Origin of the sequence: Hahella sp. CCB-MM4 (assembly GCF_002260525.1) — a bacterium.
Lineage (GTDB): Bacteria > Pseudomonadota > Gammaproteobacteria > Pseudomonadales > Oleiphilaceae > Hahella.
On the sequence record NZ_MRYI01000002.1, the window covers coordinates 690,117 to 704,006 of the forward strand.

The 13,890-nt window shown below is 51.1% G+C and carries 13 protein-coding genes; 7 read left to right on the forward strand and 6 right to left on the reverse strand.

The genetic code is table 11. From position 1 onward, the window contains the following. Positions 1-111 precede the first annotated feature (111 nt). From BTA51_RS06675 to BTA51_RS06685, 3 genes are all read left to right on the forward strand, one after another. Positions 112-882, forward strand: a complete 771-nt coding sequence (locus BTA51_RS06675; protein ID WP_094706755.1) for an ABC transporter substrate-binding protein — start codon at positions 112-114, stop codon at positions 880-882. A gap of 263 nt (positions 883-1,145) precedes the next feature. Beyond that, the gene (locus BTA51_RS06680; protein ID WP_094706619.1) at positions 1,146-3,116 is read left to right on the forward strand and encodes an ATP-binding protein; all 1,971 of its coding nucleotides are present in this window, start codon (positions 1,146-1,148) and stop codon (positions 3,114-3,116) included. Positions 3,117-3,462: 346 nt separating this feature from the next. Further along, entirely contained in the window at positions 3,463-4,086 is a 624-nt protein-coding gene (locus BTA51_RS06685; RefSeq protein ID WP_094706620.1) for a hypothetical protein, read from the forward strand. Positions 4,087-4,131: 45 nt separating this feature from the next. On the opposite strand, the gene BTA51_RS06690 is transcribed toward BTA51_RS06685, so the two are convergent. Together BTA51_RS06690 and BTA51_RS06695 are read right to left on the reverse strand one after the other, a co-directional pair. Then, the gene (locus tag BTA51_RS06690; RefSeq protein ID WP_094706621.1) at positions 4,132-5,586 is read right to left on the reverse strand and encodes an aminoacyl-histidine dipeptidase; all 1,455 of its coding nucleotides are present in this window, start codon (positions 5,584-5,586) and stop codon (positions 4,132-4,134) included. Positions 5,587-5,840: 254 nt separating this feature from the next. Further along, positions 5,841-6,764 carry a LysR family transcriptional regulator gene (locus tag BTA51_RS06695; protein WP_094706622.1) on the reverse strand — a complete coding sequence of 308 codons (924 nt, stop codon included), beginning with the start codon at positions 6,762-6,764 and terminating at the stop codon, positions 5,841-5,843. 103 nt (positions 6,765-6,867) lie between these two features. Here BTA51_RS06695 and BTA51_RS06700 point away from each other — a divergent pair, with 103 nt between their 5' ends. The 3 genes from BTA51_RS06700 to BTA51_RS06710 all read left to right on the forward strand — a co-directional run bounded on the left by BTA51_RS06700 (position 6,868) and on the right by BTA51_RS06710 (position 10,092). Further along, complete coding sequence (locus BTA51_RS06700) at positions 6,868-7,707, forward strand: pirin family protein (RefSeq protein ID WP_094706623.1); 840 nt, start codon at positions 6,868-6,870, stop codon at positions 7,705-7,707. A gap of 101 nt (positions 7,708-7,808) precedes the next feature. After that, complete coding sequence (gene yeiP / locus BTA51_RS06705) at positions 7,809-8,378, forward strand: elongation factor P-like protein YeiP (protein ID WP_094706624.1); 570 nt, start codon at positions 7,809-7,811, stop codon at positions 8,376-8,378. A gap of 190 nt (positions 8,379-8,568) precedes the next feature. Continuing rightward, positions 8,569-10,092: a HAMP domain-containing sensor histidine kinase gene (locus tag BTA51_RS06710; RefSeq protein WP_094706625.1), complete on the forward strand. Its 1,524-nt coding sequence runs from the start codon at positions 8,569-8,571 to the stop codon at positions 10,090-10,092. 54 nt (positions 10,093-10,146) lie between these two features. Here BTA51_RS06710 and hspQ read toward each other — a convergent pair whose 3' ends face one another. Both hspQ and BTA51_RS06720 read right to left on the reverse strand, forming a co-directional pair. After that, on the reverse strand, positions 10,147-10,458 hold the full coding sequence (gene hspQ / locus BTA51_RS06715; protein ID WP_094706626.1) for a heat shock protein HspQ: 312 nt from the start codon (positions 10,456-10,458) through the stop codon (positions 10,147-10,149). 90 nt (positions 10,459-10,548) lie between these two features. Continuing rightward, entirely contained in the window at positions 10,549-11,103 is a 555-nt protein-coding gene (locus BTA51_RS06720; protein WP_094706627.1) for a DUF924 family protein, read from the reverse strand. A 103-nt stretch (positions 11,104-11,206) separates the two neighbouring features. On the opposite strand from BTA51_RS06720, the gene BTA51_RS06725 reads away from it, so the two are divergent. Continuing rightward, a complete protein-coding gene (locus tag BTA51_RS06725) occupies positions 11,207-12,607 on the forward strand; it encodes a DUF6880 family protein (protein ID WP_141215558.1) in 1,401 nt (466 codons plus the stop codon). Positions 12,608-12,621: 14 nt separating this feature from the next. Here the strand turns inward: BTA51_RS06725 and BTA51_RS06730 are convergent, their stop codons facing one another. After that, positions 12,622-13,341, reverse strand: coding sequence for a YafY family protein (locus BTA51_RS06730; RefSeq protein ID WP_094706629.1), 720 nt, complete (start codon positions 13,339-13,341; stop codon positions 12,622-12,624). A 36-nt stretch (positions 13,342-13,377) separates the two neighbouring features. Next, complete coding sequence (locus BTA51_RS06735; RefSeq protein WP_094706630.1) at positions 13,378-13,710, reverse strand: antibiotic biosynthesis monooxygenase; 333 nt, start codon at positions 13,708-13,710, stop codon at positions 13,378-13,380. Between the last annotated feature and the right edge of the window lie 180 nt (positions 13,711-13,890).

Sequence of the window (13,890 nt, forward strand, 5' to 3'; positions counted from 1 at the left end):
CTGACGTGGAAATTCACTATGGGCAAATTTTAACCAGATTCTAATCTTAATATGACAGTTCATGATTTTTCATGGCTGTCCACAATTGAACCCGCTGTAACCGAGGTATCTATGAGTCCTGTCAAACACTGTCTGCCAGTGCGCCAACTGGCATGTCTGATGACATTTATCGCGACCTTTTTTTTCACGGTATCGGCTCTTTCGGAGGATAAATTCAATCTGGTCACAGAGAATTTCCCACCGTTCAATATGAGCCTTCAGGACAATAAGTTTGAGCACAAGGACGAGAATATCCACGGTATCAACACCGATATTGTTAAAGAGTTGTTCAGACGCGCCGGTTACGACTATCGCCTGAAACTCAGAAACTGGAACTATGCCTACAACTTCGCCCAGCGGAAAGCTTTTCGGGGAGTATTCGGCACCACCTATACCGAGGCGAGAAAACCCCTCTTTAAATGGGTCGGCCCCCTGGCCACCAATGACTGGGTACTCTTCGCCAAAAAGAATTCCAGTATCAAGCTGAAAAAAATCGAAGATGCTCACCCATATATCATCGGATGCTACAAGAATGATTCACGCGCCCAGTTCCTTAAACAGAACGGGTATAACGCGTCGGAACTGGAAGATGACAGCCTGAATCCCAAGCGATTGGATGAAGGCCAGGTGGATTTATGGATAACCAGCACCTCCTCTGGCCTTTACTACGCCATGCAGGCCGGCATTAATACCATTGAGCCGGTGTTCACGATCAAAGAAACCCAACTATATCTGGCGATGAACCTGGACACACCGGATCAGGACATCAGTCGCCTGAACACCGTGTTAAGTGGTATGCGTGACGATGGAACCGTTGAACGCATCCTCTCGTTATATCGCTAGCTTTTTGTGTACCGAAAGCTGCTTGTATACCGAGAGCTGTTTGCATACCGAAAGCTGAATTTCAAATCCTGTATCGATAGCTGCTATCGAGTATAGCGATCTCTACGGCGGGGCCATCTGGTCCCGCCGTCTTCAGCTCCCTTATCCCGCCCGGAATTTCAATGAGCCCGGATATATCGACTATGCTGATATAAGTATCCATCCGCCACCTTAGCCATATGTGGATCAGCCCCTGACATGTCGGTATATACAAGGACTTAATCTTGCGGAAATATCTGGTTGCCTGCAGTATTTTTATCTTTGTGACAGGGATCGTTGAACTGATTCTGTTTCAGGAGATTCGCCGCCAGGAACTGATCCAGCACCGGAACACTCTCAGCCAGGCAGGGGAAATTCGCGGCATTCTACAGTCCGAACTGAACGCCACACTGCACTTGGCCACCGGGCTGGTTTCCTACATTCAGGCCAACAAAGGCATCATCAAGCCTGACGACTTGTCTTTCTGGCTTGAGAGTCTGATCCGCCAGGGCAAATACATCCGCAACATCGGCCTGGCACCAGGCAATCGCCTGACCTACATATATCCATTGGAGGGCAATGAGGCCGCGCTAGGTTTGTACTACCCCGACCTGCCTCAGCAATGGCCCGCAGTGGAGAGAACCATCAAGGAACGTCAGGCCAAGCTGGCCGGTCCAATTGAGCTTGTTCAGGGTGGTAATGGGTTGATCTACCGGGTTCCCGTGTTTCTGGAATACGATCAATACTGGGGACTGGTCAGTACCGTCATTAATGCAGACCATCTGTATGATGTCGTCAGGGAAACCGCCGCCGAGCTACAGTTGGGAGTTATTCTCAAGCGAGACACCGACATCGGCACCCAGACTTTTTTCAAAACGGGCGACTACCCTTCGCGGGCTAAATCCAGCCTGACCATACAGCTTCCAGGAGCCGTCTGGACCATGGACGCTTTCCCTCTTGGCATTGTGTCAGCCGAACAACATTACCGGGCACTGCGCATCTGGGGAGCCATCGGCTCATTCCTGATCTCCCTGTTGGTGTACTCATTCCTGAGTGCCAGGGAAAAACATATCCGGGTGGAAAAAGATAAACAGCATGTGGAAACACGTTTCACCAGCGCCTTTGAAATGGCACCTATCGGGATGGTGATCGTTGATCATGAACTGAGAATCGAGTCCGCCAATGCGGCATTTCACCACATGATTAAATGTGAGCCGGGAACACTCATCGATAAGCCCATCATGAAACTGATCTCCCCTGCATTTCTCAACAAGACTCTGGCAGAGCTCAATGCCTCCCTGAGTCAGGAACGGGGACCCCAGTCCTGGGAAATGACTCTCTCCAATATTGATGGAGAACCAGTCGATATCATGTTTCACATGGCCGGTCTGCAGGGAAAGACCAAAGGCAGCAGGAAATTGCTGCTACAGATTCACGATATAAGAGAGCGTAAACGGCTCGAGCGCATGAAGAATCAGTTTGTTTCCACTGTGAGCCATGAGTTACGCACGCCCATCACCTCAGTCAGCGGTTCCCTGTCACTTCTCGCCAAGACTGACATCCTTGATACTGATCCCAACCGCGCCCGAGACTTGATCGGCATTGCCATCAGGAACAGTAAGCGTCTTCAATTACTCATCAACGACCTGTTGGACATGGAGAAAATATCCGCAGGAATGCTCAGCCTGAAAATTCGCCGACTTGATCCTTCCGATGTGTTAAAGCAAGCCGTCGAAACCCTGCAGCCATTTGCAGACCAATACAAAATAACGATCGAATCGAAACTGCCTGAGCAATCCCTGCATATTGAAGCGGACGATTCCCGCCTGCTTCAGGTATTGGCTAACTTCCTGTCAAATGCCATAAAGTTTTCCTGTGAAGGCGGCACTGTGACCGTTGCCCTGGAGACTATCGAACAGCACGCCAGACTATCCGTCATCGACCACGGTCCCGGCATCACAGAAGGTTTTCGGGAGCGTATTTTCAACCGATTTTCCCAGGCTGACAGTTCCGATAGCCGCATCAAAGGCGGTACTGGGCTGGGCCTTGCAATCTCCAAAGACCTGGTTGAAAAAATGGGAGGGACCATCGGGTTCGAATCTGAGCCCAATGTTGAAACACGCTTCTACGCGGAGTTCCCCTTATCTACTGAACCTTACTCATCCGATGATTTCCCTTTATCCACCGAATACTCTTCACCAGACGGACTCTCTTGACCAGACGTACTCTAAACTTGACTGGAAGAGCATTAGGAACCCCGCCCGTATCCCCCTTTACTTTGTGTTGATTAATTGACATGGCTCTTCTTATTTGTCGCGAGGAACGATTAATCGAGAGGTGCTTTATTTGAGAGAAGTTATTAATCGAGAGGCGCTACTAATCGGCGGAAGCTAAGTCACCCACAGCACACATGAGCTATCAAACAACCTATCTTCATAGATATTTTTAATGACGTAAATGCTGAGAAAAAAACGCTTTCGACGTCAGTGGTCGAACGTTTTTTGTGGCCATTTTAAAAATTCATAACAGAAAACTACGCACTTCAATAAGCAGGAAGCCAAGATGTCATCAGTGACTCGAGCAAATATGCTCAACATCCAAATCAATAAGGTCTTCTCTGAAATCATCGATGAATCCCTTAAGTACTGGGCCAAGAACAGTAAAGGCTTTATTACCGATATGGGTTACAAAGACCTGTTCGTGATTACCGATCGCTGGGAATCCCAAATTCGCAGGATCAACAGGGACCTGAACTCTCTGGAACATGGAGCCAGGTTGGGTTTCAGCCAAGCAAAAGGAATGCATGGATTCAATGCTCATCGGACGAGGCAGTCTGCCACCGATAAGCTGAAAGTCATCAACGCCGTACAGGACAATGCAGGAAGAGCGTTAAACGCGGTTCTGGATTTGATTGCCGCCATACGCCGCCCCACCGACAGGGAGTGGATCGAGGGGCTGAAAAAACTGATCGACAATGCGGAAGGGTTCCACGGTAATCTCCACAAAATTGAAGCTACCGTGAAACAGCACGATCACGTACTGTATCAGGCAGTAGGCAGCGGATTTCGCGAAATCAGGGAGTTGCAGCCGCCTCCCGCAGCGACAGGAAGCATCTTTAAGATTCTTATCCTGTTATTGCTTTTCATCCCCGCCATGCGAAAGCTGGGCGGTTCAGAAAAGAGCTGATCCCGCCTCCCCCGGCCACTACCGGGGGAGAAACCCGTCGATACGTTATGCCGTTGCCAGGTGTTTCAACGCCGCCATTAAAAATTCCCAAAAGCTGGCAACGCTTTTAACATGCACAGCTTCATCCGGAGAGTGGGCACCGCGAATCGTAGGTCCGAATGAAATCATATCCCAATCAGGGTAGTTCGCCCCCAGAATCCCACATTCCAAACCGGCATGTATCACCTGTATTTTGGGCTCGAATCCCATAACTTCCTGATGGAGTCCTGAAAGGGTTGCCAGCAGGTGGGAATCCTTATTCGGCGCCCAACCGGGATAGGGATCATCGATGGCCACCTCAGCTCCGGCCAGCCTGAACAACGCTGCCACGCTTTCAGCCGCTTCATCCCGTGAGGAATTTTTGAGACTCCGTGTCAGACACTCAAGCTTGATATGGTTTTCATCGATGGTGACAGAAGCCAGATTGTTGGATGTTTCCGTGACTCCATCAAAATCTGCACTCATACGGAAAACCCCGTGAGGGCAGGCTGCGATGGTATCGAGCAATCGCTGCGCCAGGGCATCTTCCAATAGCGACTGCGGTTCACAGGGTTCCACCGCGAGACTGATATGAGGCTCAACCGAGCCGAGCTCCTGGATGAACAATGCCTGCAGTTCAGCCACCATGGCATTAACTCTATCCACATCAGCCGGCAGCACCGCAACATTGGCAAAGGCTTCGCGGGGAATGGCGTTCCTCAACGAACCACCGGTCAGAGACGCCAAACGTACTCCGTTCAACTCCTTTTGCAGGGCAGTCGTCACCCTGGCGACCAGCTTCAATGCATTCCCCCGTCCCCGGTGAATATCGATACCGGAATGGCCACCACGCAACCCTTTCACTGAAATATGCAGATAAGACAGATCCGGCTCGGCTGCCTGAAGTTCAAATGGCAATACAGCAGTCACATCCACACCGCCGGCACATCCGATATAGAGTTCGCCTTCTTCCTCTGTGTCCAGATTTAACAGCAGCTTGCCTTTAATCACGCCCGGCTGAAGTCCCTTGGCTCCTGTCATACCGGCCTCTTCATTGATGGTCAGTACCGCTTCCAGAGGGCCATGAACAATTTCCCCACTGGTCATGACTGCCAGAATGGCAGCCACTCCGATACCGTTATCAGCCCCCAGAGTGGTTCCTGAAGCGGTTACCCATTCTCCGTCGACATAAGCCTTGATAGGGTCTGTCGAAAAGTTATGGCCAGTACCCTCGTTTTGCTGGGCCACCATGTCCAGATGACTCTGCAACACGACACCCGGTGCGGACTCATAACCAGGAGTGGCAGCCTTACGCAGAATCAGGTTACCGACAGCATCTTCATCAATCGTGACCGGAAAGTCGGCTAACTTCTCCCGAATTCTGCGCTTGAGTTCGGCTTCTTCGTTTGACGGGCGAGGGGTATCACAAAGCAATTGAAAGTTTTCCCAAAGGGCTTTGGGTTCAAGTTCGGCAATAGACATAGAAATTCCTGTAACTGACTCATTAGCCTGCTCATTCAGGCGGCTTATGCTCATTCTCTAAACATTCGAGACCGTTTCTTTCACAGTTCTGAACTAAATCCTTCACTGTTCTGGTCTCAGTAGTCGCTTTACAAAATTTGTGGCACTACATAAAAAATGGCATGACATGGGATATTGTGGCACGACATAAACAATGACATGACATGGATAGCGGCATGACCTGAATAGTCGCACAAAATGACTCCAGGCTGGAATCAGGAGTTTCCGGATTGCATCGGCAAAAACCAATATTCCCCTGCCTGCTCCCTGCTCAATGCCAATAAGCGGTCACCAAGGAAGCGACCTGCCGGGCCCTGACGATCTATATCGCCGTAAGCCAGATAAAGGGAACCTTCCCGATCCCCCCCTTCCTGCAGATTCAACTGCTTGAGCTCTCCGGATTTCAGCAGCTCTCCAACCCAGGTCAAAGGCAGCCAGGAAAACCCCAGCCCCTTGCGAACCATATCCACAGAGGTGCTGGCATGGGTCACGGTCCAGCGCTGCTCCGCACCCAGCCATCCCGTACTGCGTCCGGCACTGCCGGAGTCGCGCATGACAATCTGCCGGTGGTCAGCCAGATCCTGCTTGGTCAGCGGACGGTCGATCTGATGCAGTGCATGACCGGGACAGGCAACCGGAACAAAAGGTATATCCATCAACAGATTGCCGATAAACCCCTGGGGGACAAAAGGCGTCACAACGAGATCACAGATACCTCGTTTTAACAGATCTTCAGCGCCAGAAAGAACGGATTCAATCAGCTCCACCCTTGTATTGGGATAACACTCGGAAAAATCAGCCAGGGCCTGATACAGGGTCTTCTGGGGAAAAATAATATCCACCGCAATCTGAATCTGGGCCTCAACGCCTTTGGCCAGACCCTCAGCCACCTGCTCCAATTGAACAGCCTGGCGCATCAGGCTTTCAGATCGCCGCAGCAGTAATTGACCCGCTTCAGTAAGGACGGCCTTACGACCTTGAACTTCAAGAATTTTGACGCCCAGCATGGATTCCAGCTTGTGCACAGCATGGTGCACCGTGGATTGGCTTTTATGTACAGCTTCAGCGGCCTGGGCAAACCCACCATGGGTGATAACAGCATGAAGCATACGCCATTGTTCCAGCGTAGATTTCAGCATTGTTCGATCTCTTCGAAAGAATGTCGCAATAGTATGAGATTTTTTTTCGATTTTATAGCGCTATATTCAGTTCATCAGTCACTTCCCAACGAGGAGGTCCAAAATGACCATGCGTAAATTGACTCGCGTTGTTAACGCCACCCCAACTACTGATGGCGCCGGGGTCAAAATATCCCGTATTGCCGGATTCTCCGTTCCGGACCTTGAGCCGTTTCTGATGCTTGACGAGATAAAGTCTGCTGATCGAAACGACTTTGTCGCGGGGTTTCCGGACCACCCTCACCGGGGCATCGAAACTCTGACCTACATGAAGCAAGGCGGTTTTGAGCATCGAGACCATCTGGGGCATGTAGGCTCGATACGCAGCGGAGGCGCGCAATGGATGTCTGCCGGGCGCGGTATCATCCATTCTGAGACACCTTTACCGGAAGCTCAGGCCATGCACGGTTTCCAGATCTGGATCAATCTTCCAGGCAAGGACAAGTTGAAACCGGCCGAATGGCTGGACGCCCAACCGGAAACCATTCCGGAACTCACCACTGCCGGAGGAAAACTGCGTGCCGTGACGGGACATTGGACAGTGAACGGCCAGAGCATGACATCACCGCTGACCTCTCTCACCCAGGAGGCCAGTCTGCTTGATGTGGAACTTTCGGCTGGAGAAGAAGTCATTCTGGACACCAATGGTCAGCATCAGTTGGCTGTGTTCGTCTACAAAGGACGGCTGGATTCCACCATCGGTCTGCAACGGCAGCAACTGGGGATTTTTGGCCCGGGAACCCAACTGCACCTGACAGCCGGCGATAGTGGCCTGGGAGCCCTGGTTCTCAGCGGCCAGCCCATAGGAGAACCTGTTGCCCACTACGGCCCCTTTGTCATGAATACAACAGAGGAGTTACAACAGGCCATGCATGACTATCAAACCGGTCAATTGACCGGGTGACACTCGCCGTGTGCTTGCCCTAAAATGCGCGGATCTTTTAAAAGTTACACAGGGTCTGTCAACAGACCCTGGCCGCCGGTGCTTACTGAGGAGAGCATTTCATGCCAAGGGCAAGTGAGATTAAAAAGGGTGAAGTGGTTGAACTGAACAACCAACTGCTGATCGTTAAAGATATCGAGGTGCATAGCCCGAGCGCCCGTGGTGCTGCGACGCTTTATAAAATGCGATTCAGCAATGTTCGTACAGGTCTCAAGTACGAAGAGTCTTTCAAGGGAGATGAGATAGTAACGACCACGCTACTGGAACGTAAGCCGGTAACGTTCTCCTACATTGATGGGGACGATTATGTCTTCATGGATGCTGAGGACTACAGCCAATATCTCCTCAAGAAAAACGATATCTCTGATCTTCTGCCCTACCTCACAGAGGAAACAGAAGGTATGCAGGTACTGATGGTCGATGGTCAGGTCATATCACTGGAATTGCCTCAAACAGTGGAAATGGTCGTCATGGAGACCGCTCCGGCCATGAAGGCGGCCTCTGCCAGCGCTCGCACCAAACCTGCCACATTTGTTACCGGGCTGACCATCCAGGTTCCCGAATACCTGGAACAGGGTGAAAAGGTCCGAATTCATACCGGTGAGAAACGATTTATGGGCCGCGCCGATTAGGCTCTCTGAGGGGATGGCGAACACCTGTAACCATCCCCGCTTTCCATCCCACCCTGCTCCAGATCATCAATTTAATTAAGCATAATTGGCCGCAAGCTTCTAAACTCTTAATACATACCAGGCTATCTGGTCACCCCACAAACCCAAATCCAACATGTTCATGCAGAAGTGGTGAGCCCGGAACGATACTATGAGCAGCGCGAAGCCGCCTCTTTCAAAAATGGACAAGAGCAGCACCCTCATAGAAAACAAGCTGGCCAGAACCTGGCCTTCCAGAATCATGATTATCGCGACTCTGTTTATGATTCTGGTGACGACACTGGATGCTGTTTTCGAAGGGTACCAACAGCTCCAGGTCGAGGTACAACATCGGCGGGAAATGGCCAACAACACACTGGATGCCATTAATCCCAGTGTGGCGTCGGCGGTATTCAATGATGACCTCCCTACGGTGAATCATCTGCTCGATCATTTGATGTCCTTTCCCAATATTCTCTATGCCAGTATCCGAAATGATGCAGGCATTGCCGTGGCTGAGAAGGGGGATAATTCTGCCGCTGACCGACATATTCAGCTGGCCAAAGGCCTTAATTGGGTTGTCGATGACGAACAGGTGGAGGCTGGGGAGATTACCGTGATCGTCGATGCCGATGTTTCACTACCCCATATTCTGAACCTGATGCTGCGGAAAAGCCTGTTGATGCTGTCGGGTCTGTTAATCATTGCATTGGGTATTACAGCCGCGTACCACCGCTTGACCATGCGGCTAAGAGATCTCAGTCTGGCAACACTGAGAATTTGCGACGGGCATACGGAGCAAAAAATCCCCTATCAGTCCGAAGCCGACGAAGTCGGCGATATTGCCAGAGCGATTCATAAACTCTATCGCAATGCGGAAAACCTATACGACCTTCAGGATCGGCTGGTTCGGAATATGACCCAGAAAAGTCAGGAAATTATCTCCGCCAAACGCGATGTCACCACACTAAACAGAACCAACAATCTGTTTCTGGCTTCGGTGAGCCAGGAAATCCGCTCTCCACTAACCGCCATCCGAGGGGCTGTTACCCTGTGCAAGAATGGTATGGCCGGGGCAATACAGGAGCAGACTCTGAGTTTGTTGAGAATTGCAGAGGAAAACTGCCTGCGGCTGGAGGACCTGATCCAGGAGGTCATGGATGTCTACGAATTACAATCCGGGAGCCTGGAACTGGAGCTACGAGAGGTGGATCTCAAGTCGGTCATCCAAAGGGTAGCTGCGCGCTGGGATCCCAGAGCACGACGAAAGCTGCAACGTATCAATTTTGATGCATTCCTCGACATTCCCAACGTCCTGGCAGACTCCATCCGCCTGGAGCAGGTACTGGATATTGTGATTGGCAATGCCGTGTACTACTGCGGCAATGGCTGCAACATCCAGGTCACACTGTCTCATACCGAAGAGCAGGTCCGTATTTCGATCGCCGATGACGGCCCGGGAATCCCCATGAGACTCAGGCCTTCACTGTTCCACATTATCAGCGAGGAAAAAGAGTCACAGACGCGGATGCAAGGCCGGGGTGTCGGCCTGGGGCTGGCAAAAGGGATCATGACCACCATGCAGGGAGATATTTCCTACGAATCCATGTCCGCAGAGAATATCAAGGACTCCACCCTCAACTCGGGCACCACGTTTTTTATCGATTTACCGATCTACAAAAGAGAAGACGCATAAGCCTTCAGCCGCTTACAGTGGAGGCTTTACGTGTCTGCCGGAGTCCTTGTGTGTCTAGTGGAGTCCCTGCCTGGGCAGGTAGCGGGAACCGTCGAAACGGTCAAAATAATGGCCAAGCAGAGGATGGTCAATCTGACGGTCTTCAAGGCTAGTCCGCAAATTACGCTCAGCAACGTAGGTTACATAATCGGATTCATCTACCAGAACATGGTACCAGGGCTTGTCTTTGGGCGGGCGAGACTTCGCCACGCTTTCATACCAGGAATCTGTGTGATTGAAACAGGAATCCACTCCTACCACGACCCCCCGGTATCCGAAAAGGTTGTGCTCGATCAACTGTCCGATATAAAACCGTGCCTTAACCATGACCACCCCCGTCCATAAAACTGCGCAATATCCCTTATCACAGTGTTAAAGCCTTTAATGAGTATAGTTGTTCAATCAAAAAATGCTTTATTAAAAAGATGAGCCGGGCTGTTGGAGGAAATCGATTTCTTCGGCGGTCGACTTTCTTCCCAGGATGTCATTGCGATGGGGATATCGTCCAAATCGATCAATAATCGCTTTGTGGCGAATCTCAAAATCCAGGTTGTTTTCCAACCCCGGCTGGTTGAACAACTGCATCGCTCTTTCGTGAATGAGAGCGGATTCACTATGCATGAAAGGCAAATATAGAAAAGCTTTGTGAGTCGCATCCAAGGACTGGTCAGCGCCAGCGGAGATGGCCGTCTGAGCCAGCACCAGCGCCATTCCGTCGGCTGCAAAGGCCTCGGGCCGATCCCGGAAAATATTTCGGGAGAACTGATCCAGAACGATCACTTCCGCCAGCCGCCCCATTGGCTCTGTTCTCCAGGCTTCACACTCACCGGCGCAGGCAGCCTGATGAATAGTTCCGAAACGACGGGCGATGGTGCTATCCAGTTGATGACTTTTGCGCCACCAGTCTTTAGGGTCTAACTCCTGAAACCAGAATTCCAGAACCCCTTGCGCCTGCGATGCCAATGTAGACATTGTCTCTCCTTGTTACGGATATTACTGAAACCTTTATTATGGGGTATGCTCTCTAAAACTGATGAGCAACACAACCCTGGCGAACCGACGGATGGGAGAAGCAATGGCAACAGACTCAAAAGACCTCGCATCCAGACTGGCCAAGCTGAACAAGGCGGACATGGTGGACCTGCTGCTGGAACTCCACGGCAGGCATCCGGATATTGATAACTATATCGACCGCTACCTGTTGAAGAACGCCCCCCAGGAACTCGCCGAGAGTCTGCGCCAATCTATCGCCAGACATGGACGCTCCAGACGTTTTATAGAATATAGTGCCTCTTTCAGCTATGCCTCCCAACTGCAGCAGTTATTAAGTGACATACAGAGCTCCCTGCTGCCGGACCATCCCATGCTGGCTTGTGATGTTATTGTGGATTTCATTGATACCCACGAAAAAATCCTGTTACGCAGCGATGATTCAGCGGGGGTCGTGGCCGACGTCTATCGCGAAGCCACGCTGTTGCTCATTACCTCCATCAAAACCGCCCGTAAAACCCATGATTTTGAGGAAGGTTACTGGCTGGGCAGATTTGATATCTGGCGAAAACGGGATCCCTATCACTTCTACCTCGATATGCTCAAAGACATAGCCGGGGCCTTATCCCAAGAGGAATTGGGACGCCTGGCCTGGCGCTATCGGCAACATCTGAAAACCGCCCCCACAGACTGCTACGCCGAAGACCAGAAACGACTGGAGGCGCTGGTCGGACTCAGAGCGGTAGCGAAGGCTCTCAAGAACCCAATGCTTTATGCTGAAGCGCTGACACTATATAGCAGCGAGCCAAGCCAGCCGGATCTGATTGATGTTGCCCGGAATTACCTCGACTTCCTCCAGGCAGACGAAGCCATTGGAGTACTGGAAAAGTTGCATCCTGCCACGAAGGAAATCCTGGAACTGCTGTTAAGTGCTTACCGTCTGAAGGATGATGAACTTGCAGAACGAAATCTGCTGAACCGCTTATTCGCCCTGGAACCCAGTACGGAAAACTTCCAGGCCTTATTGGCTTCCACTCCAAAATCCGAACATCAACAAGTGTTGAATACCGCCATTGCCAAAGCCGAACAGGCGGATAACGGCACCCTGGCAGCCAATCTGTTACTGGAGCTCAACCAATCATCCAAGGCACTGAATCTGCTGCTGCGGCAGGGCGATCAGCTGCAACAGTATTACTATGGCGACCTGTTGGCACTGGCGGAGAGTTTCAAGGAAAGTAAGGTCCCCTTGGGGGCAATACTGTGTTACCGGGCATTGCTGGAGGACATATTGAACCGCGCCTACAGCAAAGCTTATTTATATGCGGCGGACTATGTTCAGTCACTACTGGAATTGGACAGGATCTGTCAGGACTACGCGCATCTGCCCAACCATAGTGAATATCTTCGCGAGTTACGTCTTAAACACGGTACAAAAAAAGGTTTCTGGACCAGGGTGGATGGGTCAGTCCTGCTGAAGGGGCTGTAACCGGCAGGCAACGATCATTCTGTCTGATCAGAGGCTCCCATATGGGCGGCATATTGTGAGGTGACGAACGCCACATAATGATCCAGGTTTTTTTCACGCTCCAATTCAAAATAGTCAGAATCCATTTCCAGGGCCAAAATCCGATCCAGGCGAAATTCCCTATATCCCTGACGTAACCGGCACCAGGCAACTAAGGTCCAGGTACGCCCCCAATAGAACAGACCCAGTGGTTCAAGGAAACGCTCGCTGATTTCACCATCCGCACGCTGGTACCTTATTCGAATCACCTTCTGACGCCGAATCGCCGAGCGTAGTTCTTCGCCATACTGGGCAACCTTTTTATCCACAAAGAACTGCGGGGAATGAATTTGAGTCTGGTCACCCAGCCGTTTCAGATGGGGTGGCAACTCTGCCAGAATCTTCTGCAGTGCCTGAGTGGCCGCCTTGCCTAAAGCCCGATCACTCCAGGCCTGCACCATCCTCATCCCCACCAGCAGGGCTTCCAGCTCCTCTTCCTGAAAATTCAATGGTGGCAAGGTAAACCCCCGCATCAGCCGGTATCCCACCCCCGCTTCACTCTCTATCGGAACCCCGGAACACATCAATGCCTGCATATCGCGATAGATGGTTCTCTCGGTCACTTCCAACTGTTCTGCAATGGCGCGGGCGGTAACCGCACCCCGTTGGCTACGCAGAATCGTAACAATCTGGAACAGGCGATCTGCTTTACGCATGGGGTACGTACCCTTTCCGGCAGGTTAAAAGAATAATCAATCGCAGGAGGCGATGCTGACAGCGACAGGAAGATGCTGCATGTTCACACTCGCCGGGTCAATACAGGACAGTGCAGCCTTGGTTAGCGGCGATACCATAAAGGCTTTGTCAGCCGCAGCGGCGGTTTCCTGATCCTGCCAGTAAATGATATCAGTCCACTCCTCATCACCGGCCTTCCGGCACAGGCTTCGGTAGAGAAAACCGGGCTGTTGTTTTACGAATTGCTGAATACCCTCATTGGCCTTCAGAAAGTCCTGCTCCGTGGTTCCAGCCAGCAACTTGAACTGCACCATCTCCACAATGTTGGTTTGAACGCTTGTATCAGACATATTTCAGATTCCTTGTAAATTCATCATGCGTAATCCGCCGGAATAAATTAATCCATATCTACTGACAGCATTCTGTCAGTAGGAATCAGGCAACAATGAAAATAACTGAAGAGCAGGGGCAGCTTTCAGCAACACTAAGGGCCGACACTATCACAAACCGGCATTACCAGAGGAAAATCG

Excerpts from the sequence above, each read along its gene's own strand:
- BTA51_RS06710 (WP_094706625.1), top strand. The coding sequence starts at position 8,569 with ATGAGCAGCGCGAAGCCGCCTCTTTCAAAAATGGACAAGAGCAGCACC.
- BTA51_RS06730 (WP_094706629.1), bottom strand. The coding sequence starts at position 13,341 with ATGCGTAAAGCAGATCGCCTGTTCCAGATTGTTACGATTCTGCGTAGC.
- BTA51_RS06695 (WP_094706622.1), bottom strand. The coding sequence starts at position 6,764 with ATGCTGAAATCTACGCTGGAACAATGGCGTATGCTTCATGCTGTTATC.
- yeiP (WP_094706624.1), top strand. The coding sequence starts at position 7,809 with ATGCCAAGGGCAAGTGAGATTAAAAAGGGTGAAGTGGTTGAACTGAAC.
- BTA51_RS06735 (WP_094706630.1), bottom strand. The coding sequence starts at position 13,710 with ATGTCTGATACAAGCGTTCAAACCAACATTGTGGAGATGGTGCAGTTC.
- BTA51_RS06725 (WP_141215558.1), top strand. The coding sequence starts at position 11,207 with ATGGCAACAGACTCAAAAGACCTCGCATCCAGACTGGCCAAGCTGAAC.
- hspQ (WP_094706626.1), bottom strand. The coding sequence starts at position 10,458 with ATGGTTAAGGCACGGTTTTATATCGGACAGTTGATCGAGCACAACCTT.
- BTA51_RS06675 (WP_094706755.1), top strand. The coding sequence starts at position 112 with ATGAGTCCTGTCAAACACTGTCTGCCAGTGCGCCAACTGGCATGTCTG.
- BTA51_RS06685 (WP_094706620.1), top strand. The coding sequence starts at position 3,463 with ATGTCATCAGTGACTCGAGCAAATATGCTCAACATCCAAATCAATAAG.
- BTA51_RS06690 (WP_094706621.1), bottom strand. The coding sequence starts at position 5,586 with ATGTCTATTGCCGAACTTGAACCCAAAGCCCTTTGGGAAAACTTTCAA.
- BTA51_RS06700 (WP_094706623.1), top strand. The coding sequence starts at position 6,868 with ATGACCATGCGTAAATTGACTCGCGTTGTTAACGCCACCCCAACTACT.
- BTA51_RS06720 (WP_094706627.1), bottom strand. The coding sequence starts at position 11,103 with ATGTCTACATTGGCATCGCAGGCGCAAGGGGTTCTGGAATTCTGGTTT.